The organism is Paraburkholderia sp. USG1 (assembly GCF_031570135.1).
Classification (GTDB): domain Bacteria; phylum Pseudomonadota; class Gammaproteobacteria; order Burkholderiales; family Burkholderiaceae; genus Paraburkholderia; species Paraburkholderia dioscoreae.
On sequence record NZ_JAMWXW010000029.1, the window covers coordinates 22,650 to 44,404 of the forward strand.

Below are 21,755 nucleotides of genomic sequence, written 5' to 3' on the forward strand. Positions count from 1 at the left end.
GACAATCTCCTAAAGCGAATACTGCGGTGCTGACCATGAACACGTCAGGCAGCCGGGCTGATCTGAACACGCCGGGCTTCTTTCGCGTCACTGCCGCCCGTGATCGTTTCCGGCTTCTTCAAAATAATATGATCTTCGGCAATGCCGGCCGCTTTCAAAGCGTCGCGCACGGCTTCTGCACGGCTCTTCGCGAGTTTCGCGTTGAGGTCCGCGGAGCCGCTGGCGTCGGTGAAGCCCGACAGCGTGAATTTCGCGTCCGGATGCGCCTTCGCGTAGGCCGCAGCCGCCTCGACTGCCGCTTTCGCGTCGGCCGGCAGCGTGCTCTTGCCGGTGTCGAAGTAGATGCTGGCCGGAAGCGTTGCCAGCGATGCCGCGCTGTCCGAACCGGCCGCTGCCGTTTCCGCACCCGAAGCGCCCGAAGCCGCCCCGGCGCCGCTCGCTGCTGCGCCAGCATCGGCCAGATGGTTGCCGCCTTCGGGCAGCTTGCCGTTACGCGCGTCCGCAACCTGCTTCGGCTGGAGAATGTCGCCGGTGTGGTTGCCCCACGAATTACGTTCGTACGTGATGACCGAGGCGATTTCGACGTCGTTCAGCGTAGGCGCCCACGAAGGCATCGCGTTCTTGCCCTTCAGCACCAGGCTGACGTGCTCGGCAATCGCGCCGTTGGCGATCTTGCTGCCGTCGAGCGCCGGAAATGCGCCCGCGCCCTTGCCGGTCGGCTGGTGGCAGACCGCGCAGTTCGCCGCGTACACCTTGCCGCCGCGTTCCATCAACTCGGCCATTGTGTAGGTCTTGTTCGGATCGTCCTGGCCGGCGGCCATTTTCTTCTTCTGCGCGTCGACCCACTGAGCGTAGTCGTCGGCGGACAGCACTTCGACCACCACCGGCATGAACGCGTGTTCCTTGCCGCACAGTTCGGTACAGAAGCCGCGGAACGTGCCGACCTTCTCAGCCTTGAACCACGTATCGCGCACGAAACCCGGGATCGCGTCCTGCTTCACGCCGAAAGCCGGCACGTACCAGGAGTGGACCACGTCGTTCGCGGTGGTGATGATGCGGATTTTCTTGTCGACCGGGACAACAAGCGGATTGTCGACTTCCTGCAGGTATGTGGTGGAGATCGGCTGGCGACCGTCGGTTTCCGCACGCGGCGTGGCCAGCGTGGACAGGAAGCTGATGCCTTCGCCCGGGCCCTTCACGTAGTCATAGCCCCATTTCCACTGGTAGCCGGTGACCTTGATGGTGACGTCGGCATTAGTGGTGTCCTTCATCGCGACGACGGTCTTGGTGGCGGGCAGCGCCATCAGGACGACGATGATGAACGGCACGATCGTCCAGATGATTTCGACGGTAGTGCTTTCGTGGAAATTCGAAGCCTTATGGCCTTTCGATTTGCGGTGGGCAAAGATCGAATAGAACATCACGGCGAACACGCCGACGAAAATCACCGTGCAAAGCACCAGCATCAACATGTGGAGGCTGAAGAGCTCCTCAGCGATTTTCGTCGCAGGCGGCTGGAGATTGATCTCGTTGACGGCAGGGCCGCCCGGAACATCGCCCACTGCCAGGGCGGCACCGGCGAAAAGCAGTCCGCTCATCGCCAGCACGCCCATGAGGGCTCGCTTGATTGTTTTCATAGCTTCCTTACCCAAAATTTCCATTCAAACCCTCGACCCCGCTGGCAGGTTGCTCGCGCTCCCCGTGAACGCCGCGCCTCTCAACACGTCTAACAACGTGTGAGCCACATACGCAATTCGCCTGCGAACTGCGCGCGCCGATACTGCGCGAGATGTTGCCCGATCATGATCGTCTGGCCGCGCGAGACCAGTTTGATCCGGTCACGCGGCGTTGCGCCCGCCTCGATCCGCACCCAGCGCGGATTGAACTCGAACTGCGTGAGCTGCTCGGCACTGACCTGCTCGATGACAAGCCGGTTCTGAAACAACCGGATGCGCTCGTAATCCACAGCATGACGCGCATATATGGCAAACGCGATGCCTACCGCCAGCAATTCGATACCGGTGAACGGCAACACCAGCCAGGCGCCGACCAGAACCAGCATGAAAGCAACTGCCAGCGAGAAAAACGCAAGCGACACGTAGAAACATACGAACTGCCGCGGCGATATCGAACAGTTGCGTTTCATCGTCCAGTCTTTGAGAACTGGTTCTGAATCCGCCAGCAGATCTGATGCTTCCATCGCTGCCTCCCGCGAATCGCCGCGCGCGGTCATTGCTTGCGACCGCTATTCTGGCCGCGCGACCACCGCCGCGTCATCTTATCTTGCTGCCCTGTGCCTCGGGCCTGCCGCCCCAAATGTGGGAACTCCGGGCGACAAACTGACGCATTATAGGCGCGATCCATAGCATCCACAAGCAAGCCCCGATTCGCCCACAAGCCAGGCGTGACAAGCCTCCGCGCGGTTTTGACGCACCTTTTGCGGGTCTTTTGAAGCGCTAATTTCAGACATAACAGATGCCGTCTTTACCGCCTCGTTGATTCCTCAACGATTCCTTGCCGAACCTCGCCCGATGTCCTCGATCCGCACGATCCCGTGACCTTCCGCCGTGGTGCGCGGCACGGCTTTCCATGCGTGTCCGTAGATCACTTCGAAGGTCAGCGCGATCGTGCCGTCGGCACGCCGGCGGGCTTCGAGGGCCGTCAGCAAAGCCTTGTGCAGCCTGCGCGCGGCGGCGCCCGACGACGCTTCGCGCTCGAACGGATAGGCGCCCCAGCGGCGCACGTCGGCGAGCAGCGATTCGGGAGACTTATAGGTAATGGTCAAGACTTCCTGGTCCATCACGGGTATCTCGAAGCCACTTTCGACCAGCATATCGCCGAGGTCATGCATGTCGACAAAGTCGATCACATGCTTGCGCGAGGCAACCCCGTGCGCGGCCTCGACTTCGGCATAGGCGCCGCGCAGCTCCTTGAGCGAGTCGGGACCGAGCGTGCTGAACATTAGCAGGCCGTTGACCTTCAGCACACGCTGCCACTCGGGAAACACGAGGTCGGGCCGCGAATGCCAGTGCAGCGCCAGATTGGACCAGATGAATTCGAAAGCGCCGGCCGCGAACGGCAGCGCCGAAAAGTCGGCTTGCGCGAAGCGCGGTCCGCGAGCGCCGAGCGCCTTGCCGAGCGTGGCCGGCAGAAAGCGCCGCCAGCTCGTGTCGCCGGAATCGTGCTGCAGCGCGCGCGCGAGCATGCCGTGCGACAGGTCGGAGCCGAACACCGGCGCCTCGGGAAAGCGCTCGCGCAAAGCGGGAATGTCTTCGCCCATGCCACAGCCAGCGTCGAGCACGCTCGACGGCGTGACCTTGATGTAGTCGAGACGCTCGCGCATGCGCTGCGCGATTTCGCGCGGCAGGAACGCGACGTCCCCGAAGGTCGCTGCGCGGCGGTCGAAGATCCGCCGGAGGCGCTGGGAATCATAGGCCGGACGGCTTGATTGAGCGGGAGTTGGGGACATGAGTGTCGTACTGGCGTAGAGCCCGAAGTATACTCGTTCGTTTCCCTCCATTCAGCGTGGAAGGCCTTCGCGGACAGTCCAGTCATGCCATTCCGGTCCATTTCGTCGTTTTCCGGCAGCCGGTTCGCGCGTTTTGCGCGCACCGTGCATTCCGCATGGCCGCGCGTCGCACAGGCTGCGCTGCCGAATCTGTGCGCGTTATGCGGCAATTTGTCGCATACGACAATTTGCGCCGGTTGCGACGCGGCCTACTGGAATGAAGGACGGTTGCGATGCACCGTCTGCGCGGTGCCGTTATCCGTCACGCGATGGGCGGCCCGCACGCAGTACCGGTGCGCAGATTGCGCCAGCGAGCCGCCGCCGTTCGACGCCACCTTCGCCCTTGCCGACTACCGGGCGCCGCTCGACACCTTGGCGGTCGGCCTGAAATTCCGCGCCCGCCTGATGTTGGCGCACGAGTTCGGGCGACGCCTTGCGCGTCTTGCACAGGACTCCTGGCTGGAGCTTGCCGAATGGCCCGATGCGATAGCGCCCGTGCCGCTTGCCAGAAAACGCCTCATCGAGCGCGGCTATAACCAGGCATGGCAGATCGCGAGGCCATTGGCTCGCGCGCTACACGTGCGCAGCGACGCCACCTTGCTGCATCGGGTGATTCACACCGCGCCGCAGTCGCGCCTCGATCTCGACGCCCGCCGTCTGAACGTTGGCCGCGCCTTCAAGGTTGCGGGATCCGTGCAAGGCCTGCACGTCGGCATTGTCGACGATGTGATGACGACCGGCGCGACGCTCGAAGCGTTGGCACGCACGCTCAAGGCCGCCGGTGCGCGGCGGGTCAGCAACTTCGTCGCGCTGCGCACGCCGAAAAACTAGTCTCAACCTGAGCTCACCATGTTCAATGTCGTTCTCGTAGAACCGGAAATCCCGCCGAACACCGGCAACGTGATCCGCCTGTGCGCCAATACCGGCGCCCGGTTGCATCTGATCGAACCGCTCGGCTTTCCGCTCGACGACGCCAGAATGCGCCGCGCCGGCCTCGACTATCACGAGTACGCGCAAATGAACGTGCATGCCGACTGGCCGGCATTCATCGCCAAAGAATCGCCGGACCCGGCGCGCATGTTCGCCTTCACTACGCGCGGCTCGGGCCGTTTTCACGAGCGCGCGTTTCAATCCGGCGACTGGTTCGTGTTCGGCGCCGAAACGCGCGGCCTGCCCGACCTGGTGCTCGACCAGTTCGCCAGCGAACAGCGCGTGCGCCTGCCCATGCGTCCAGGCAACCGCAGCCTGAACCTATCGAATACCGTCGCTGTCGTGGTGTTCGAAGCCTGGCGTCAGACCGGCTTTGAAGGCGGCGCCTGACGGCGCTTCAATTCAGCCTCGTAGCGCGTGAGCATGGCATCGTCGAAACAGGCGAACACCACCTGTTCGATCTGCGGCGTGCGCGGCAAGGTGGCGAGCACCGCACTGAGCGCAATTCGCACGGCCTCGTCGGCGGGAAAATGGTAAATGCCGCAACTGATCGCGGGGAACGCAATGCTCCTGCACTGCGCCTCGCGCGCCACCTCGAGCGAACGCTGATAGCAGGACGCCAGTAAATCGGCCTCGCCATGCGCGCCGCCCCGCCAGCGCGGACCGACCGCGTGAATCACGTGTCTGGCCGGCAAGCGGTAGCCGCCTGTCAGCTTCGCGTCGCCGGTCGCGCAGCCGCCGAGCGCCTCGCACTCGTGGGTCAACTCCTTGCCGGCCGCGCGATGAATTGCGCCGTCCACGCCGCCTCCGCCCAATAACGACGTATTCGCGGCATTGACGATCGCATCCACGGCAAGTTTGGTGATGTCGACCACGCGTGCTTCGAGCGTGCAACGATTGAAACGGAGCATGGGAACCTCGCTGATCCGTAGCGTCGATAAAAACGTGGACAGCGATAGCGGGCAGCCGTTCAGCGCTTTTGCGCGCCAAACGGCTGAAAGACAAGGCTTATTCAGCTTTGGAGTCGCGCCGCAGCAGGGCGCTGACGGCGTCGCGCGGAGCCACGCCGTCGAATAGAACGGCACAGACCGCCTGCGTGATAGGCATCTCGATGGCATGAGCGCGGGCAATCGCAAGGACCGCCTGCGCGCAACGCACGCCTTCGGCCACGTGACCGAGGCCGCCGAGAATATCGTCCAGCGTGCGGCCCGCGGCGAGTTGCAGGCCGACTGTGCGATTGCGCGACAGATCGCCGGTGGCGGTCAGGATCAGATCGCCCAGGCCGGTCAGCCCAGTGAACGTTTCCGCACGTCCGCCGAGCGTCACGCCGAGACGCGACATTTCAGCGAGGCCGCGCGTGATCAATGCCGCACGTGCGTTCAGACCGAGCCCGAGTCCATCGGCGATACCCGTTGCAATGGCGAGCACGTTTTTCACCGCGCCGCCCACTTCCACGCCGACGACGTCGTCGCCGGTGTAGATGCGCATGGCGCCGTGATGGAACGCTGCGACCGTGCGCTCGCGGCACGCGGCCGAAGCACTGGCAATGGTCAACGCGACCGGCAAGCCCTGCCCGACTTCACGCGCGAAACTCGGACCGGACAGCACGCCGTTGCTGCCGTGCTCCGGCAGTTCGGCCGCGACCACCTGATGCGGCATCAACTGCGAATCGGCTTCAAAACCTTTGCACAGCCATACCACATGCGCCGGCACTTTGCCCGCGTCGCGCATGGCCCGAAACAGGCCGCGCAGTCCGGCCACGGGCGTTGCCACGACGCATAACGCGTCGTCGGCGAGCGCGTGGTCGAGCGCCGCGTTCAGATCCGTTTCATAGCGAAGCGCCGGCGGCAAGGCAACGCCCGCCAGATAGCGGGCGTTTTCGTGCGAAGTGCGGAGATCGGCAATGAGCGCGGGCTGGCGCGCCCACAACACCGTGTCGTGCCGTACGGCCAGATGGCCGGCGAGCGCGGTGCCCCATGCGCCGGCGCCAAGGACTGCAACCTTCATAGCCGGCACAGCTCGCGACACGTTAGTGCGTGACGCCGTTTTGCGCCGCGCCGTCCTGGCCGCCCATCTGCGCGAGGCGTTGCTCGTACAGCGCCTGGAAGTTGATTTCGGCGAGATGGATCGGCGGGAAACCGGCGCGGGTGATCGCGTCGGCGATATTCGAGCGCAGGTACGGGAACAGAATGGTCGGGCAGGCAATGCCGACCAGCGGGTCGATCTGCTCAGCGGGAATGTTGCGGATATCGAAAATACCGGCTTGCTTGGCTTCGATCAGGAACGCAACCTTGTCCGACACCTTGGCGGTGACCGTGCCCGTGACGAGGATTTCGAACACGGTGTCGGCGAGGCGCTCGGCCTTCACGTCGACTTCGACTTCGACCGAGGGCATTTCCTGCTCGAGGAAGATGCCCGGCGAGTTCGGCTGCTCGAGCGACATGTCCTTCAGATAGATACGCTGGATGTTGAAGAACGGCTGGTTATTCTCGTCGGACATGATGAAGTGATTCCCTGATAGATATGCATAGCGGCGGCCCATGCTCGCATGGGTCGCCAGATCGTTGCGGCACGCCGCCGCCCTGATGAGGCAAGGCCGCGCCGGCTTGGTGTTCAGCCGCCCTTGTCACACGCCCGTGGGCGTGCGAATTCAGGCGGTTGCTTCGAGCAGCGGCATCAGACCGCCCGCGCGATCGAGCGCAGAAAGGTCATCGTACCCGCCGACATGCGTCTCGCCGATGAACACTTGCGGCACCGTGCGGCGACCGGTCCGGGTCATCATTTCTTCACGGCGGGCCGGGTCTTTGTCGATCAGTACCTTTTCAACGTGCTCGACGCCGCGCGACTTTAAAAGACGTTCGGCCATCTGGCAATACGGGCACACCTGGGTGCTGTACATGATCACTTTGTTCACTTGACTGCTCCTTGTTTCACAACCGGCATGCCGGCTTTCTGCCAGGCGTCGACACCGCCTTCGAGAACATGGACTTCCGCATACCCTGCATCCTGCACGATACGCGCTGCCTTGTTCGACTGCTGGCCGGTCTGGCATACCAGCAGCACCGGGTTGCTCTTGTTCTTCACGAGTTGCGCGACCTTCGCCTGCAACTCCGCAAATTCAAGGTGCCGCGCCGCGGGCAAATGCCCGCTGGCGAAGTCGGCGGACGGACGCAGGTCGATCACCGCAGCATTGCGCCGGTTGATCAGTTGAGTGGCTTCGGCGGCCGACAGGCCGCCGCGGCCGCGCCGGCTGATCGTCGGCCACAGCAGCAACCCACCGGAGATGAGGACGATCGCGATCAGTACAAGGTTTGTGTAATCAGTGAAAAACTTCACGGAAGATCCGCCGAAAAAGAGAGAAATCGAAAAGGGCAATCCAGCCATTATAAAATAACCGTCTGACGCGATGGCGGCGCTCCCCCGGAGAATCCCCGCAGCGCTTTACCGCTTCCTCACTACCGACCGGCAATCTCATGTACAAACTCGTTCTCATACGCCACGGCGAATCGACGTGGAACAAGGAAAACCGCTTCACGGGCTGGGTCGACGTCGACCTCACCGAACAGGGCAACAACGAGGCGCAGCAAGCGGGCGTGCTGCTGAAGGATTCGGGCTACACGTTCGACATCGCCTACACGTCGGTGCTCAAGCGCGCGATCCGCACCTTGTGGCACGTGCAGGACAAGATGGATCTGATGTACCTGCCGGTGGTGCATTCGTGGCGTCTGAACGAACGGCACTACGGCGCGCTGTCGGGCCTGAACAAGGCTGAAACGGCCGCCAGATTCGGCGACGAACAGGTGCTGGTCTGGCGCCGCAGCTACGACACGCCGCCGCCCGCTCTCGAGCCGACGGACGAGCGCGCGCCCTACAACGATCCGCGCTACGCCAAGGTGCCGCGCGAACAGTTGCCGCTCACCGAATGCCTGAAGGACACGGTCGCGCGCGTTCTGCCCCTGTGGAACGAGTCGATTGCGCCGGCCATCAAGTCGGGCCGCCAGGTTCTGATCGCCGCCCACGGCAATTCGATCCGCGCCCTCGTGAAATACCTCGACAATGTTTCGGACAACGACATCGTCGGTCTGAATATTCCGAACGGCGTGCCGCTTGTCTATGAACTCGACGAAAACCTGCGACCAATCAAGCACTACTATCTCGGCGACCAGGAAGCGATCGCCAGGGCGCAAGCCGCAGTCGCCAAGCAGGGCAAAGCAGGCTGATTTGCCATCTCGCCGCCATGTTGCCGTCAGAAACGAAGCGAATGGCGGCGAACAGCCGCGCCGACCGGCAAGACATACCGGTTGGCGCGGCTCGCGTCATTCACGCGCGCCTTCTTTCCGGCCGCGATCAAGCTGTTACGGCACATTACTTCAGCGTCGCGGGCCTAATCTCACGAACCAGGCCCGGCCCGTGCTGTCGAATCACGATTGCCTGCGCTCCACCCTGACTTGGCGGGTGTGCAGTTATACTTGTCCGTCCCCATCTCTATCGACGCTGCCACGCGCTTCCGACCGCAACAGACTCTATGCGAAAGAACCTGAAAAATATCGGCCTGATTGCCGCGGGCCTTGCTACCGGTGTATTTGCCACGCTGCAACTTTCCGCTTCGGCGCAGCAACCGGCTAGCGCCGCCTCCAGCGCCGTTGCACCGCTGCCGCTGGATCAGCTCCGGCTGTTTGCCGAAGTGTTCGGGCAAATCAAGCATGAATACGTCGAACCGGTCGACGACAAAAAGCTTCTCACCGCTGCCATCAAGGGCATGGTGTCGAGCCTCGACCCGCACTCGTCTTATCTCGACAAGACCGATTACGAGGAACTGCAGGAGCAGACCAAGGGTCGCTTCGCCGGTCTCGGCATCGAGATCTCGTCGGAAGACGGCCTGATCAAAGTAATTTCGCCGATCGAAGACACGCCCGCGTTCCGCGCCGGCATCCGTCCGGGCGACCTGATCACGCGCATCAACGACAAACCCGTGCGCGGCATGACGCTCGACCAGGCGGTCAAGCAGATGCGCGGCGACCCGGGCACCAAGGTCACGCTCACCATCTTCCGCAAGACCGACGACCGCACCTTCCCGCTCACCGTGACGCGCGCGATCATCAAGGTCCAGTCGGTCAAGATGAAGATTCTCGCGCCGGGTTACGCGTATGTGCGCATCACCAGCTTCCAGGAACGCACCACGCCTGATCTGGCCGCGAAGCTGCAGGACATCGCGCGTCAGCAGCCGAACCTGAAGGGTCTCGTGCTCGACCTGCGCAATAACGGCGGCGGTCTGCTGCAAAGCGCGGTCGGCGTAGCCGGCGCGTTCCTGCCGCCGAATTCGGTGGTGGTGTCCACCAACGGCCAGATTCCGGATTCGAAGCAGGTCTATCGCGACACTTACGACAACTACCGCCTGCAATCCTTCGACAGCGATCCGCTGAAGGACGAAGCGCCGATCTTCAAGACCGTGCCGATGATCGTGCTGACCAACGCGTACTCCGCGTCGGCGTCGGAAATCGTCGCGGGCGCGCTGCAGGATCAGCATCGTGCGCTGATCGTCGGCAAGACCACCTTCGGCAAAGGTTCGGTGCAGACCGTGCGCCCCATGACGGCAGACACCGCGCTGCGTCTGACCACGGCGTACTACTACACGCCGAGCGGCCGTTCGATCCAGAACAAGGGTATCCGTCCTGACATCGCGGTCGATCAATACGCCGAAGGCGATCCGGACGACGCGCTCGTCACCCGCGAAGTCGACTACTCGAATCACCTTGCGAACACGCAGGATCCGAACGAGAAGAAGGAAGCGGAACAGCGCGAACAGGAACGCATGGACCAGTTGCGCCAGCTTGAAGAGCAAAACGACAAGAAGACGCCGGAACAGCGTCAGAAGGATCGCGAGCGCAAACCGGTGGAATTCGGTTCGGCCGACGACTTCATGCTGCAACAGGCTCTGAACAAGCTGGAAGGCAAGCCGGTGCAGGAGTCGAAGTCGCTGACCGAGCGTCGTCTCGCGCAGAACAAGCCGCCGGCGTCGGCATCCGCGCCGGTCGCGGTCAAGCCCACGCAGCCGGTGCCCGGTGCATCGGGTCCGGCCTCGGCGCCTGCTACGCAGAGCAAATAAGTATTGGGCCCAACGTGCCTTCGCAGCGGAACATGCTGCGAAGGCACGTTCTGACAGCCGCGGCCGTACCAACTGCAATACCCGGTAGCAGCAAGAACACCGGCTCCCTGCGCGATTAAAATAACGAAACTGCGCATGGCAGGCCCATCGGACCTGCATCTCATCGCGCGCACACTCACGCGCCCCGCCATGAACGACGATCAACTCCTTCGCTATTCCCGCCACATCCTCGTCGACGAAATCGGCATCGAGGCGCAGCAACGTTTTATCGACGCTCACGCGATCATCGTCGGCGCAGGCGGTCTGGGTTCGCCCGCTGCGATGTACCTGGCCGCGGCGGGCGTAGGCCGCTTGACGCTGGTCGATGCCGATACGGTCGATCTGACCAATCTGCAACGGCAGATCCTGCACGTGAGCGCATCCGTCGGACGCAAGAAGGTGGAGTCCGGGCGCGAGGCGATCGCGCGAATCAATCCCGAGGTCGTGGTGAACGCGGTAGCCGAGCGCGTCGACGACGCGTGGCTCGACGCGCAAGTACCGCATGCCACGGTCGTGCTCGACTGCACCGATAACTTCGCGACGCGCCACGCGATCAACCGCGCGTGCGTGAAGCATCGTGTACCGCTCGTATCGGGTGCGGCGTTGCGCTTCGACGGCCAGATCAGCACCTTCGATTTCCGCGACGATGCGTCACCCTGCTATGCGTGCGTGTTCCCCGAAGACCAGCCATTCGAGGAAGTCGCGTGTTCGACCATGGGCGTGTTCGCACCGACAGTCGGCATCGTGGGTTCGATGCAGGCCGCTGAAGCGCTCAAGGTGATCGGCCAAATCGGCACGCCCTTGCTTGGCCGCCTGATGATGCTCGATTCGCTGCGCATGGAATGGAACACCATGCGCATCGCACGTCAGCCGGATTGCCCGGTGTGCGGGCGGACACACCCGGTTTGATTTCCCGCATCGAGGCTGACAAGGCTGAATGAGAAACGCCGCCCGTGAGGCGGCGTTTCTCATTCGAAGACGTGAATCCGGCAACTCACGCCAGCGTCACTCGCTTCAATGCGGCCTGCACTTCTTCCGGTTCGAACGAAGCCAACACATCGGCCACCGGCTTTTCCAGCGTCTTCAGATGCGCGCGCAGCACTTCCTGCTTCACCAGCAGCAGTTGGCTCGGATGCATCGAGAACTCGGTGAGACCCATGCCGAGCAACAGACGCGTCAACGCTGGATCCCCGGCCATCTCGCCGCATACCGACACCGGCACGCCCGCCCGTTTCGCTTCGCGCAGCGTGAACGCGATCAGATGCAGCACCGCGGGATGCAGCGGGTCATATAGATGCGCGACTGCGTTGTCCGCGCGATCGATCGCAAGCGTGTACTGGATCAGATCGTTGGTGCCGATCGACAGAAAATCGAGCCGCTTCAGGAACAACGGCAATGCAATGGCGGCGGCCGGAATCTCGATCATCGCGCCCACCTGCACGTTCGGATCGTAGGCGATGCCTGCGTCGTCGAGCTGACGCTTGGCTTCGCGAATCAGATCGAGCGTCTGGTCGATCTCCTGCGCATGCGCGAGCATCGGAATCAGAATCTTCACGGTACCGAACGCCGACGCGCGCAGTATTGCGCGCAACTGCGTGAGGAACATCTGCGGCTCGGAGAGACTCCAGCGAATCGCTCTCAGACCCAAGGCCGGGTTCGCGGTGGTTTCATAACCGTCGCCCCCGCCCATCGAATCGAGCGGCTTGTCGGCGCCCACGTCGATCGTGCGGATCGTGACCGGCAGGCCGTTCATCAATTCGACCGCGCGACGGTAGGCGGCGAACTGCTCCTCCTCTTCCGGCAAACGGTCCTTGTGATTCATGAACAGGAACTCGGAGCGGAACAGGCCGACACCCATCGCCCCCGCGTCGAGCGCCGCGCGCGCGTCTTCCGGCAACTCGATGTTCGCGCACAACTCGATACGCGTGCCGCACAGCGTTTGAGTGGGCGAAAACTTCAGCCGCTGCAACTTGCGCTGCTCGAGCGCTTTCTCGCTCTGCCGGTACGAGTACTCCTCCAGCACGATCGGCGCCGGGTCGACGATCACAATGCCATGATCGCCGTCGACAATGATCAGGTCGTCCTGGCGAATCAACGCGCTCGCGTGCTGCACGCCGACCGCAGCCGGAATGCCCAGGCTGCGCGCGACGATCGCCGTATGCGACGTGCGGCCGCCGAGGTCCGTAACGAAGCCCTGAAACGTTTGCGTTTTGAACTGCATCATGTCGGCCGGTGCGATGTCATGCGCGACCACGATCATCTCGTCGCAAGCGCCGTGCACGCCATCCGCCAGCGCCACCGAAGCGCCGGCGAGCGCCTTCAGCACGCGCTCCACTACCTGTTCGATGTCGGCTTTGCGCTCGCGCAGGTACTCGTCTTCGATATCGTCGAAATGGCGCGACAGGCGTTCGAGCTGTTCGGTCAGCGCCCACTCGACGTTATAGCGGCGCGTGCGGATCAGGTCGATGGTTTCCTGCACGAGCATCGCGTCGTTCAGGATCATTGAGTGGACGTTGATGAACGCGCCCATCTCGCTCGGTGCGTCTGCGGCGAGATCGGCGCGCAACGCGTCGAGCTCGCGATGCACGTGTTGCTGGGCCGCGCGAAAGCGCTCGACCTCGCCTTCGATCTGGGCCGGTTCAATCAGATAGTGGTCTACGTCAAGTGCAGCCGGGGCGATCAGATAAGCCCGCCCGATGGCGATACCGCGTGACACGGGAATTCCATGCAGCGTGAAGGACACGCGCACCTCCTCTAGTTGTGTGATGCCGCGGCAAACCGCTGCAATGCTCTCAGACACTCTGCGCCATTATAAATTCCGCGCCCCTCGCAGGTACGCTGGGGCTGTGTGCAGCGCAGCACGAATTACCGTAAGCGGCCAGGCAACGCGCCTTCATCTGACTTGCGTTGCCGCAACGCGAACCCAGCCTGCAAACGTCGACGCGCGCGCCCTCGCACGCTTCGTCTACCGCTTTCGTCTGCCCATTGTCGCGCGCTAAAAAAAACGCCGCGGACAGCCGCGGCGTTTGCGCTCATCGCAATGCGGACGCGCTGACTTACTGACCCTCGCCAAATTTATCGGCAATCAGTTTCAGCAATGCGTCCATCGCTTCTTTTTCGTCCGCACCTTCCGTTTCGATCAGCACCGTGCTGCCGATACCCGCAGCCAGCATCATCACGCCCATGATGCTCTTGGCATTGATACGGCGGCCGTTACGGCTCATCCAGATTTCCGCCTGATAGTTGCCCGCGAGTTGCGTCAACTTGGCCGACGCGCGCGCGTGCAGCCCCAGCTTGTTCACGATAGTCGTTTCCTGTTGCAGCATGTGATGGTCCGAAGCGCGGGTAAGTGTTGTTGTGAAAGGTGAATCTGCAAACCTGTGGCAATGCGTGTGAAATCCAGGGCAACCGGCCGATCTGCTTACAGACCGGCTGAGTCGGCTTTCTGCGTCAGGTCGGCATCGGCCGGCAAGGCCGGTAAACAGTCGCCGCCAGACGCCGCGTCGGGCGGCAGTGCGGGCAGACAGTCGCCGGACTCCGCCGTGGGCGCGACGGGAGCCGGCGTGGCCGGTCCGATTGCATGCACGCCCTTGGTAGCGCCGGCGAGCGCCTTGTCGACCAGCGTGTCGAGCGGTGTGGCGCGATAACAGACCGCGCGCACCAGCATCGGCAGGTTGACGCCGCACAGCACGCGCACATTCGGCACCGAAGCGAGCCGGCCGGCGATATTCGCCGGCGTGGCGCCAAACATATCCGTGAGCACGAGCGCGCCGTTTTCTTCCTTGAGACGCTCGATCTCGGCGTGCGCGAACGCAACCTGCTGTGCGGGATCGCAATCCGGCGAAACGTCGATTACGCCGATGCGAGCCGGCAAGCCACCATAGATGTGCGAAATGCAATCGCGCAACGCGGTGGCGAACGGAGCGTGCGCAATGATCAGAATGCCTGCCATGTCAGCCTTACTGCAAAAGAACGGCCCCAACCGCGGACCGGGACCAGGCCCGGTTCGTCAGCACCCTCGGCCGGCCGTAGGCCATGAGGGCCGGAACGCATGATTCGACGAGCGATCTGCCGCGCGCGGGGATCGTGCCCGCGCAAACAAAAATCTGCGCCCTCATAGCCCGCGATCAGCCTGCAATCCCTCGTCATGACACCCGACAGGTGTCCCCTATCCGGCTTGGCGCGCGAGAGCGGCATTGTATCAGGCTCATTTTCACGCCAAAGCCGCTGTGCTGCCTGATGCGGATTTAATACATAGTTTGGGGATCACGGCAGCCATTCAAGAGCACATATCGGCCCGCATCATCAATCCGCCGCGCGCTCCAGCGCGTCGATGAACATGGCGGCGACGTCGAAGCCGGTTTGATCCATGATCTCGCGGAAACATGTCGGACTCGTCACGTTCACTTCGGTCAGCCAGTCGCCGATCGCGTCCAGTCCGACCAGCAGCAAACCGCGCGCGGCGAGTACCGGCGCCAGCGTACCGGCGATCTTGCGGTCATGCTCCGTCAGCGGACGCGCCACGCCGAGGCCGCCGGCCGCGAGATTGCCGCGCACTTCATTACCCTGAGGAATACGCGCGAGCGAATACGGCACGGCTTCGCCGCCGATCAGCAGAATGCGTTTGTCGCCCTCCTTGATCTCGGGAATGAATTTCTGCGCCATCACCGAACGCGCGCCGTCGTGGCTCAGCATTTCGATGATCGAACCGAGGTTCATGCCGTCTGCCTTCACGCGGAACACGCCCATGCCGCCCATGCCATCGAGCGGCTTCAGGATCACGTCGCAGTGTTCTTCGTGAAAGGCGCGCAAGCGGGTCGCGTCGCGCGTGACGAGCGTAGGCGTGACGAACTGCGCGAATTCGCCAATAGCGAGCTTTTCCGAGTGGTCGCGAATCGCCTGCGGCTTGTTGAAAATGCGCGCGCCGGCGCGTTCCGCCATTTCCAGCAGCCATGTCGACGTGACATATTCCATGTCGAACGGCGGGTCTTTGCGCATCACCACCGCGCTGAAGCTCTTGAGCGAGCGCGGTGTGGCCGCTTCGGCGTTGTACCAGAGGTCGCGATGCAGATCGGCACCGTCGCCGACGATCTCAACGCGCTGCACGTTCGCCTCGACCTCGCCGCCCGTCCACGCAAGATGCTTTGGCTCGCACGTGTACACCACGTGAGCCCGGCGCGCCGCCTCGGCCATCATCGCGTAGGTCGAGTCTTTGTAGATCTTGAATTGCGTGAGCGGATCGGCGATGAAAAGAATGTCCATGAAGGTCCCGGTGCGCCCTGATGGGCTTGGCATTGATCGTAAATATAGTCGTTGAAAATGGCGATGGCGGCACGCATGCCGCCATCGGCCACCCAGGGGGCTTAGACCTGAATCGCTTCCGGATCGGTCTTTTCCAGTTCGACCGATGCGGCCAGCAGCCCGAGCCGCGCCACCACGCCGTACATGTAGAAGCGGTTCGGCGGCGCTGCGCCGGGTTTGGCGTGCGCGTCGGGCAGCGCCGTATGCTCGAAGCCGAGCGGCACGAAGTGCATGCCCGGCGCGTTCAGATTCTGATCGCGCTCGCGGCTGCCGTGTACGCGGTAGAAGCCGCCCACCACGTAACGGTCGATCATGTACACCACCGGCTCGGCCACTTCCTCGCCAATGCGCTCGAAGGTGTACACCCCTTCCTGCACGATCACGTCGTGCACTTCCAGGCCGTCTTTGGTCGCCGCCATCTTGGCGCGCTCGCGCTTGGTGAGCGCGGCGACTTCCGACGCGTCGTGCACGGTCATCACACCCATGCCATAGGTGCCCGCATCCGACTTGATGACGACATACGGTTTTTCGGAGATGCCGTATTCGCGATACTTCTTGGCGATCTTCTTCAGCACGCCGTCGATTGCGTCTGCCAGCGCTTCTTCGCCCGTGCGTTCCTGGAAATCGACGCCCTCAACATGCGCGAAGTATGGATTGATCATCCACGGATCGATCTCAACCATTTTCGCGAACTTCTTCGCGACGTCGTCATAGCAGGAAAAATGCGTGGATTTGCGCCGAACGGCCCAGCCGGCGTGCAGCGGCGGCAGTAAATACTGCTCGTGCAGATTTTCGAGTATGGGCGGGATACCGGCTGACAGATCGTTGTTCAGCAGAATCGAGCACGGGTCGAAATTCTTCAGACCAAGGCGCCGCGGCGAACGTTCGAGCGGCTCGAGCACGAGTTTCTGGCCGTCGGAAAGTGCGATCGTGACCGGCCCGTTGATGTTTTCGTCGAGCGTGCCGAACCGCACGTTCAGGCCGGCCTGGCGCATGATCGCGGCCAGACGGGCGACATTCTCCAGGTAAAACGCGTTGCGCGTGTGGCGCTCGGGAATCACCAGCAGGTTCTTGGCGTCGGGGCAGATCTTCTCGATCGAGGCCATCGCGGCCTGCACGGCGAGCGGCAACACTTCCTGCGGCAGATTGTTGAATGCGCCGGGAAACAGATTGGTGTCGACCGGCGCGAGCTTGAAGCCCGCGTTGCGCAGATCGACAGAACAGTAGAACGGCGGCGTGTGCTCCTGCCATTCGAGCCGGAACCAGCGTTCGATGGCGGGCGTGGCGTCGAGGATCTTCCGCTCAAGATCGAGCAGCGGGCCGTTTAACGCCGTAACTAGGTGCGGAACCATTGATCACTCGCAGACTGGAGAAAAAAGATTGTAGAGCAAATGCTTTGTCCATTTGGGGACGGTTTCTCCATTCGCAAGCGGATGCGAATGCATTCTCGCTATCGCCATGATAGGCGGGGAAAACTGCTGTTTACAAGATAGCGCGCAAGAAAAAAGCCCGCCATGAAGGCGGGCCAAAGTCGCTGCGCTTATTTCTGATCCGGCGAGCCCGGGAGCGCGGGCTCGCGGTACGTTGCTTATTCGACGTGTTCGCCGTGCAGGCTTACGTCCAGACCTTCGCGTTCCTGTTCTTCCGTCACGCGGATGCCCATCACCATGTCGATGATCTTCAGCAGGATGTAGCTCACCACGCCGCTGTAGATCAGCGTCGTCAGCACGCCCTTGGCTTGCAGGATGACGCTGCCGTCCGCGCCGCCAATGTCCTTGACCGCGAACACGCCGGTCAGGAGCGCGCCCACGATACCGCCGATGCAGTGCACGCCGAACGCGTCGAGCGAATCGTCGTAACCGAGCTTGTGCTTGAGCCACGTTGCCGACCAGAAGCAGACCACGCCTGCCACGATACCGATCACCAGCGAGCCGAGCGTACCGACGAAGCCCGAAGCCGGCGTGATCGCCACCAGACCTGCCACCGCACCCGAAACGATACCGAGCACCGACGGCTTGCCCTTGGCGGCCCATTCAGCGAACATCCAGGCCAGTGCGGCTGCGGCAGTTGCCACTTGCGTTGCGAACATCGCGAAACCGGCACGGCCGTCAGCCGCCACTGCCGAACCCGCGTTGAAGCCGAACCAGCCTACCCACAGCATGGCGCCACCGATCAGCGTGAGCGTCAGGTTGTGCGGCGCCATCGCCTCCTTGCCGTAGCCGATACGCTTGCCGAGGACCAGCGCGCAGACCAGCGCCGCAATACCGGCATTGATGTGCACCACCGTGCCGCCCGCGAAGTCGAGGATGCCCGCGCTAGCCAGCCAGCCGGTCGGTTCCCAGACCATGTGTGCGATCGGCGAGTAAACGATGATCGACCACAGCGTCATGAACACCAGCATCGCCGAGAACTTCATACGGTCGGCAAACGCGCCCGTGATCAGTGCCGGGGTGATGATCGCGAACGTCATTTGATAGACGCAGTAGACCGTTTCCGGGATCGTCGGGGCCAGATGACTGACGGTCAACGTCGTGGCCTTGTCGCCCTTGATGTAGTTCATGCCCGCCATGAAGACGCGCGAGAAGCCGCCGATGAACGAACTGCCCGGCGTGAAGGCGAGGCTGTAGCCGATCACGATCCAGACGATCGTCACCACGCAGGTGATCGCGAAGCTTTGCATCAGGATCGCGAGCACGTTCTTCTTGCGGACCATGCCGCCGTAGAACAGTGCCAGACCCGGGATCGTCATGAACAGCACGAGCGCCGTGGAAGTCAGCATCCAGGCAGTATCGCCGGAATTGATCTTCGACGAATCAACGGAGAACGGCGCGGCCGGAGCGGCCGGCGCGGCGTCCGATGCAGCAGGTGCGGCGGCGGCCGCGCTGGCAGCCGGTGCGGCGGATGCATCGGCGGCCGGTGCCGAAGCGGCGGCGGCGGCGGGCGCTGCCGAAGCGTCCGGTGCCGGGGCGCTCGCCGTCGCATCGGGAGCCGAGGCGGCTGCGGGAGCGGACGCGTCGTCCGCGAGAGCAGCGCCGATACCGCCCGCGAGCAGCGAACCGGCCATCAGCAAGGACATCAATAATTTGCGCATCTTTCGTTTCCTCTTATCGCTATCTGTGTCGCTATCTTTTGGTATTACAGAGCGTCCGCGCCGGTCTCCCCGGTGCGAATCCGAATCACCTGCTCGATCGGCGTGACGAAGATCTTGCCGTCGCCGATCTTGCCGGTGCGTGCCGCACGTTCGAGCGCCTCGATCGCCTGGTCGACGATGTCGTCCGAGACAGCCGCCTCGATCTTCACCTTCGGCAGGAAATCGACGACGTATTCGGCGCCGCGGTACAGCTCCGTGTGGCCCTTCTGACGACCGAAGCCTTTGACTTCAGTCACCGTGATGCCCGAGACGCCGATGGCCGACAAGGCTTCGCGCGCCTCATCGAGCTTGAACGGCTTGATGATTGCGGTAATGAGTTTCATGAAATCCCTCGCTTAGTTGCGTAACCCGTTTGCGTAACCCGTTGCGTAACTCTCGTTTGCGTACCCGTAACCCGTTCGCGTGGTCTCGTTCCGCTGCCGGAAAAGCTGCCGGCAGTGCGCGCGGGGCAGTAACAGCAACTCGCATGCCAAGTTGTGTCAGACTGCGCACCGCAGGCGTCGCAAAAGGGGCGCAAGCGACCTTGGCCGGAAGGCCAGCGCGGGCGGGGCACGCTGGCGCGGCGTATGGATCGTTGCTAGAGTGTTCGAAGGTTTTGAACGCGCGGGCGCGCACCAAAGGGGCTCATGCGCCAGCGTCACACAACGGCGCATGCACCAACAGCGCTCATTCAGCGCGACAAAGCACAGACGTAACGAAACATGCACACTTTTTGTGCAACAAGGGAACACCATGAAACAACCGAACGACGTTTTTAACGACTTTCAGGCCCGCATGAGCGAGCTGTTCAGGAACTCGCCGGCCAAAGATGTCGAACGCAACGTAAAAGCCATGCTGTCGCAGGGCTTTTCAAAGCTCGACCTGGTCACGCGTGAGGAATTCGATACGCAAACCCAGGTGCTGGTGCGTACGCGCGCACGCCTGGAGGAACTCGAGCGCCGTGTCGCCGAGCTCGAACAGAAGCTGCCGGTCACGCAAACACCGTAATTCCTCTGCTCGCGGCGTATTAGCCGCGCAGTGCTGCGCATCACAGGCAAGCGAGCCGTGACGTCATCAGCGTTTTAGGGGACTTGTGCGCGCCCCGGCGCGCCGTCCGACGGGAGAAAACATGTCGCTTGCCGTGGTGCGCAGTCGCGCGCCGGCCGCTGGCCGCGCGCCCGAAGTAACCGTCGAGGTCCACCTCGCGAACGGATTACCCTCTTTTTCGATCGTCGGGCTGCCCGATCTGGAAGTGCGCGAAAGCCGCGAGCGGGTGCGAGCGGCGCTGCAGAACTGCAATTTCGACTTCCCCGTCCGGCGCATTACCGTCAATCTCGCTCCCGCCGATTTGCCGAAGGAATCCGGCCGCTTCGATCTGCCGATCGCTTTGGGCATTCTCGCGGCGAGCGGCCAGATTCCCGCCGAGTCCTTGCTGCATCGCGAATTCGCCGGCGAGCTGTCTTTGACCGGCGCGCTCAGGCCGATGCGCGGCGCTTTCGCCATGGCCTGCGGAACGGCACGCAGCGGTGTCGCTCACGGCGGCGCATCTTCTGGAATTTCAGGCGAGCTCGCTGCAAGCGAGCCAGCCGCACACTCCGCTCCACAGCTCTACCTGCCCGCCGCGAGCGCGGCGGAAGCGGCGCTCGTGCCCGGCGTCGACGTCTACGGCGCCGCCGATCTTCCCTCACTGTGCGCTCACCTGGCGGATGCGCCTGACGGGCGGCTCTATCCGGTTGCCGCGCCGGACCTCGCCGCCGGCGCAAGCGCCGCCGTTCCGGATATGGGCGATGTGATCGGTCAGCGCGGCGCGCGGCGGGCACTTGAAGTCGCTGCGGCGGGCGGCCATCACGTATTGCTGGTCGGGCCGCCCGGCGCGGGCAAATCGATGCTCGCCGCCCGCCTGCCCGGCCTCCTGCCACCCATGACCGACGACGAAGCGCTTAGCTCCGCCGCCTTGCTGTCCGCCAGCCGGGCCGGTTTCACGCCCTCGCAGTGGCGGCGGCGGCCGTTTCGCGCTCCGCATCATTCGTCCAGCGCGGCGGCGCTGGTGGGCGGACGCAATCCGCCGCAGCCCGGTGAGATTACGCTCGCGCATCTGGGCGTGCTATTTCTCGACGAGCTGCCCGAATTCGATCGGGATGTGCTGGAGACGCTGCGTGAGCCGCTTGAAGCCGGTCGCATCACGATTTCACGCGCCGCCCTGCAGGCGGATTTCCCGGCTGCGTGCCAATTGATCGCCGCCATGAACCCGTGTCCATGCGGCTGGCGCGGTGATCCCCAAGGCCGCTGCCGCTGCACACCAGAGATCGCGGCGCGCTACCTGCGCAAGCTTTCCGGGCCGCTACTCGACCGGATTGACATCCAACTCGAGATTCCCGCCCTCGCGCCCGCGGAACTGTCTGCCCGTTCGACAACCACTGGGGAGCCGAGCGCGGCCATTGCCGTGCGTGTGAATCGCGCTCGCGAGCGTCAATTGAGCCGTCAGGGCAAGACCAACCGTGAATTGGGGGGACGCGAAGTGGACGAGGTGTGCCGCCCCGACGCCGCGGGCGAGATGCTATTGCGTGAAGCTGGAGAGCGTTTCGGCTGGTCGGCGCGCGCGTACTACCGGGTTCTCAAGGTGGCGCGCACTATCGCCGACCTCGCCGGCACGCCCATGCCGAGTGCCGCGCAGATCGGCGAAGCGATCCAGTATCGCCGCGCTTTTGGCTCGCTATGAGGTGAAAAATCTGCTGTCAAGA

At 63.1% G+C, this 21,755-nt stretch carries 22 protein-coding genes; 7 read left to right on the forward strand and 15 right to left on the reverse strand.

Annotated elements, in window-relative coordinates; translation table 11 throughout:
- Positions 1–44 precede the first annotated feature (44 nt).
- The 3 genes from coxB to NE850_RS30135 all read right to left on the reverse strand — a co-directional run bounded on the left by coxB (position 45) and on the right by NE850_RS30135 (position 3,469).
- Positions 45–1,661: a cytochrome c oxidase subunit II gene (coxB, locus tag NE850_RS30125; RefSeq protein WP_007179458.1), complete on the reverse strand. Its 1,617-nt coding sequence runs from the start codon at positions 1,659–1,661 to the stop codon at positions 45–47.
- A gap of 65 nt (positions 1,662–1,726) precedes the next feature.
- The gene (locus NE850_RS30130) at positions 1,727–2,200 is read right to left on the reverse strand and encodes a DUF2244 domain-containing protein (protein ID WP_007179459.1); all 474 of its coding nucleotides are present in this window, start codon (positions 2,198–2,200) and stop codon (positions 1,727–1,729) included.
- A 303-nt stretch (positions 2,201–2,503) separates the two neighbouring features.
- Positions 2,504–3,469: a methyltransferase domain-containing protein gene (locus tag NE850_RS30135; protein ID WP_165184374.1), complete on the reverse strand. Its 966-nt coding sequence runs from the start codon at positions 3,467–3,469 to the stop codon at positions 2,504–2,506.
- Positions 3,470–3,553: 84 nt separating this feature from the next.
- Between NE850_RS30135 and NE850_RS30140 the strand changes: the two genes are divergently transcribed.
- Complete coding sequence (locus NE850_RS30140) at positions 3,554–4,339, forward strand: ComF family protein (protein WP_310699789.1); 786 nt, start codon at positions 3,554–3,556, stop codon at positions 4,337–4,339.
- Positions 4,340–4,357: 18 nt separating this feature from the next.
- Positions 4,358–4,828, forward strand: coding sequence for a tRNA (uridine(34)/cytosine(34)/5-carboxymethylaminomethyluridine(34)-2'-O)-methyltransferase TrmL (gene trmL / locus NE850_RS30145; RefSeq protein ID WP_007179462.1), 471 nt, complete (start codon positions 4,358–4,360; stop codon positions 4,826–4,828).
- Here trmL and NE850_RS30150 read toward each other — a convergent pair.
- The 5 genes from NE850_RS30150 to NE850_RS30170 all read right to left on the reverse strand — a co-directional run bounded on the left by NE850_RS30150 (position 4,801) and on the right by NE850_RS30170 (position 7,774).
- Complete coding sequence (locus tag NE850_RS30150; RefSeq protein ID WP_007179463.1) at positions 4,801–5,349, reverse strand: O-acetyl-ADP-ribose deacetylase; 549 nt, start codon at positions 5,347–5,349, stop codon at positions 4,801–4,803. The two genes, trmL and NE850_RS30150, sit on opposite strands and share 28 nt — an antisense overlap.
- Before the next feature lie 97 nt (positions 5,350–5,446).
- Positions 5,447–6,445: an NAD(P)H-dependent glycerol-3-phosphate dehydrogenase gene (locus NE850_RS30155; RefSeq protein ID WP_007179464.1), complete on the reverse strand. Its 999-nt coding sequence runs from the start codon at positions 6,443–6,445 to the stop codon at positions 5,447–5,449.
- Between the two features lie 22 nt (positions 6,446–6,467).
- Positions 6,468–6,938, reverse strand: coding sequence for a protein-export chaperone SecB (secB, locus tag NE850_RS30160; protein ID WP_007179465.1), 471 nt, complete (start codon positions 6,936–6,938; stop codon positions 6,468–6,470).
- A 150-nt stretch (positions 6,939–7,088) separates the two neighbouring features.
- Complete coding sequence (grxC, locus tag NE850_RS30165; protein WP_007179466.1) at positions 7,089–7,352, reverse strand: glutaredoxin 3; 264 nt, start codon at positions 7,350–7,352, stop codon at positions 7,089–7,091.
- On the reverse strand, positions 7,349–7,774 hold the full coding sequence (locus tag NE850_RS30170) for a rhodanese-like domain-containing protein (protein ID WP_007179467.1): 426 nt from the start codon (positions 7,772–7,774) through the stop codon (positions 7,349–7,351). The genes grxC and NE850_RS30170 overlap by 4 nt, the downstream gene beginning before the upstream one ends.
- Before the next feature lie 137 nt (positions 7,775–7,911).
- On the opposite strand from NE850_RS30170, the gene gpmA reads away from it, so the two are divergent.
- The 3 genes from gpmA to NE850_RS30185 all read left to right on the forward strand — a co-directional run bounded on the left by gpmA (position 7,912) and on the right by NE850_RS30185 (position 11,492).
- The gene (gene gpmA / locus NE850_RS30175) at positions 7,912–8,658 is read left to right on the forward strand and encodes a 2,3-diphosphoglycerate-dependent phosphoglycerate mutase (RefSeq protein ID WP_007179468.1); all 747 of its coding nucleotides are present in this window, start codon (positions 7,912–7,914) and stop codon (positions 8,656–8,658) included.
- A gap of 305 nt (positions 8,659–8,963) precedes the next feature.
- Positions 8,964–10,544: a S41 family peptidase gene (locus NE850_RS30180; protein WP_007179469.1), complete on the forward strand. Its 1,581-nt coding sequence runs from the start codon at positions 8,964–8,966 to the stop codon at positions 10,542–10,544.
- 189 nt (positions 10,545–10,733) lie between these two features.
- Positions 10,734–11,492, forward strand: a complete 759-nt coding sequence (locus NE850_RS30185) for a molybdopterin-synthase adenylyltransferase MoeB (protein WP_035518417.1) — start codon at positions 10,734–10,736, stop codon at positions 11,490–11,492.
- A gap of 85 nt (positions 11,493–11,577) precedes the next feature.
- Here the strand turns inward: NE850_RS30185 and ptsP are convergent, their stop codons facing one another.
- The 7 genes from ptsP to NE850_RS30220 form a co-directional block, all read right to left on the reverse strand.
- A complete protein-coding gene (gene ptsP, locus NE850_RS30190) occupies positions 11,578–13,326 on the reverse strand; it encodes a phosphoenolpyruvate--protein phosphotransferase (protein ID WP_007179471.1) in 1,749 nt (582 codons plus the stop codon).
- Between the two features lie 313 nt (positions 13,327–13,639).
- Complete coding sequence (locus NE850_RS30195; RefSeq protein ID WP_007179472.1) at positions 13,640–13,909, reverse strand: HPr family phosphocarrier protein; 270 nt, start codon at positions 13,907–13,909, stop codon at positions 13,640–13,642.
- 95 nt (positions 13,910–14,004) lie between these two features.
- Positions 14,005–14,535, reverse strand: coding sequence for a PTS sugar transporter subunit IIA (locus NE850_RS30200; protein ID WP_007179473.1), 531 nt, complete (start codon positions 14,533–14,535; stop codon positions 14,005–14,007).
- A 353-nt stretch (positions 14,536–14,888) separates the two neighbouring features.
- The gene (gene gshB, locus NE850_RS30205) at positions 14,889–15,845 is read right to left on the reverse strand and encodes a glutathione synthase (RefSeq protein WP_310699790.1); all 957 of its coding nucleotides are present in this window, start codon (positions 15,843–15,845) and stop codon (positions 14,889–14,891) included.
- A 101-nt stretch (positions 15,846–15,946) separates the two neighbouring features.
- On the reverse strand, positions 15,947–17,236 hold the full coding sequence (gshA, locus tag NE850_RS30210) for a glutamate--cysteine ligase (protein ID WP_007179475.1): 1,290 nt from the start codon (positions 17,234–17,236) through the stop codon (positions 15,947–15,949).
- Positions 17,237–17,472: 236 nt separating this feature from the next.
- Positions 17,473–18,975 carry an ammonium transporter gene (locus NE850_RS30215; protein ID WP_007179476.1) on the reverse strand — a complete coding sequence of 501 codons (1,503 nt, stop codon included), beginning with the start codon at positions 18,973–18,975 and terminating at the stop codon, positions 17,473–17,475.
- A 44-nt stretch (positions 18,976–19,019) separates the two neighbouring features.
- On the reverse strand, positions 19,020–19,358 hold the full coding sequence (locus NE850_RS30220) for a P-II family nitrogen regulator (protein ID WP_006048089.1): 339 nt from the start codon (positions 19,356–19,358) through the stop codon (positions 19,020–19,022).
- Between the two features lie 409 nt (positions 19,359–19,767).
- On the opposite strand from NE850_RS30220, the gene NE850_RS30225 reads away from it, so the two are divergent.
- Complete coding sequence (locus NE850_RS30225; RefSeq protein ID WP_007179477.1) at positions 19,768–20,022, forward strand: accessory factor UbiK family protein; 255 nt, start codon at positions 19,768–19,770, stop codon at positions 20,020–20,022.
- 121 nt (positions 20,023–20,143) lie between these two features.
- Positions 20,144–21,733, forward strand: coding sequence for a YifB family Mg chelatase-like AAA ATPase (locus NE850_RS30230; protein ID WP_310699791.1), 1,590 nt, complete (start codon positions 20,144–20,146; stop codon positions 21,731–21,733).
- Positions 21,734–21,755 lie beyond the last annotated feature (22 nt).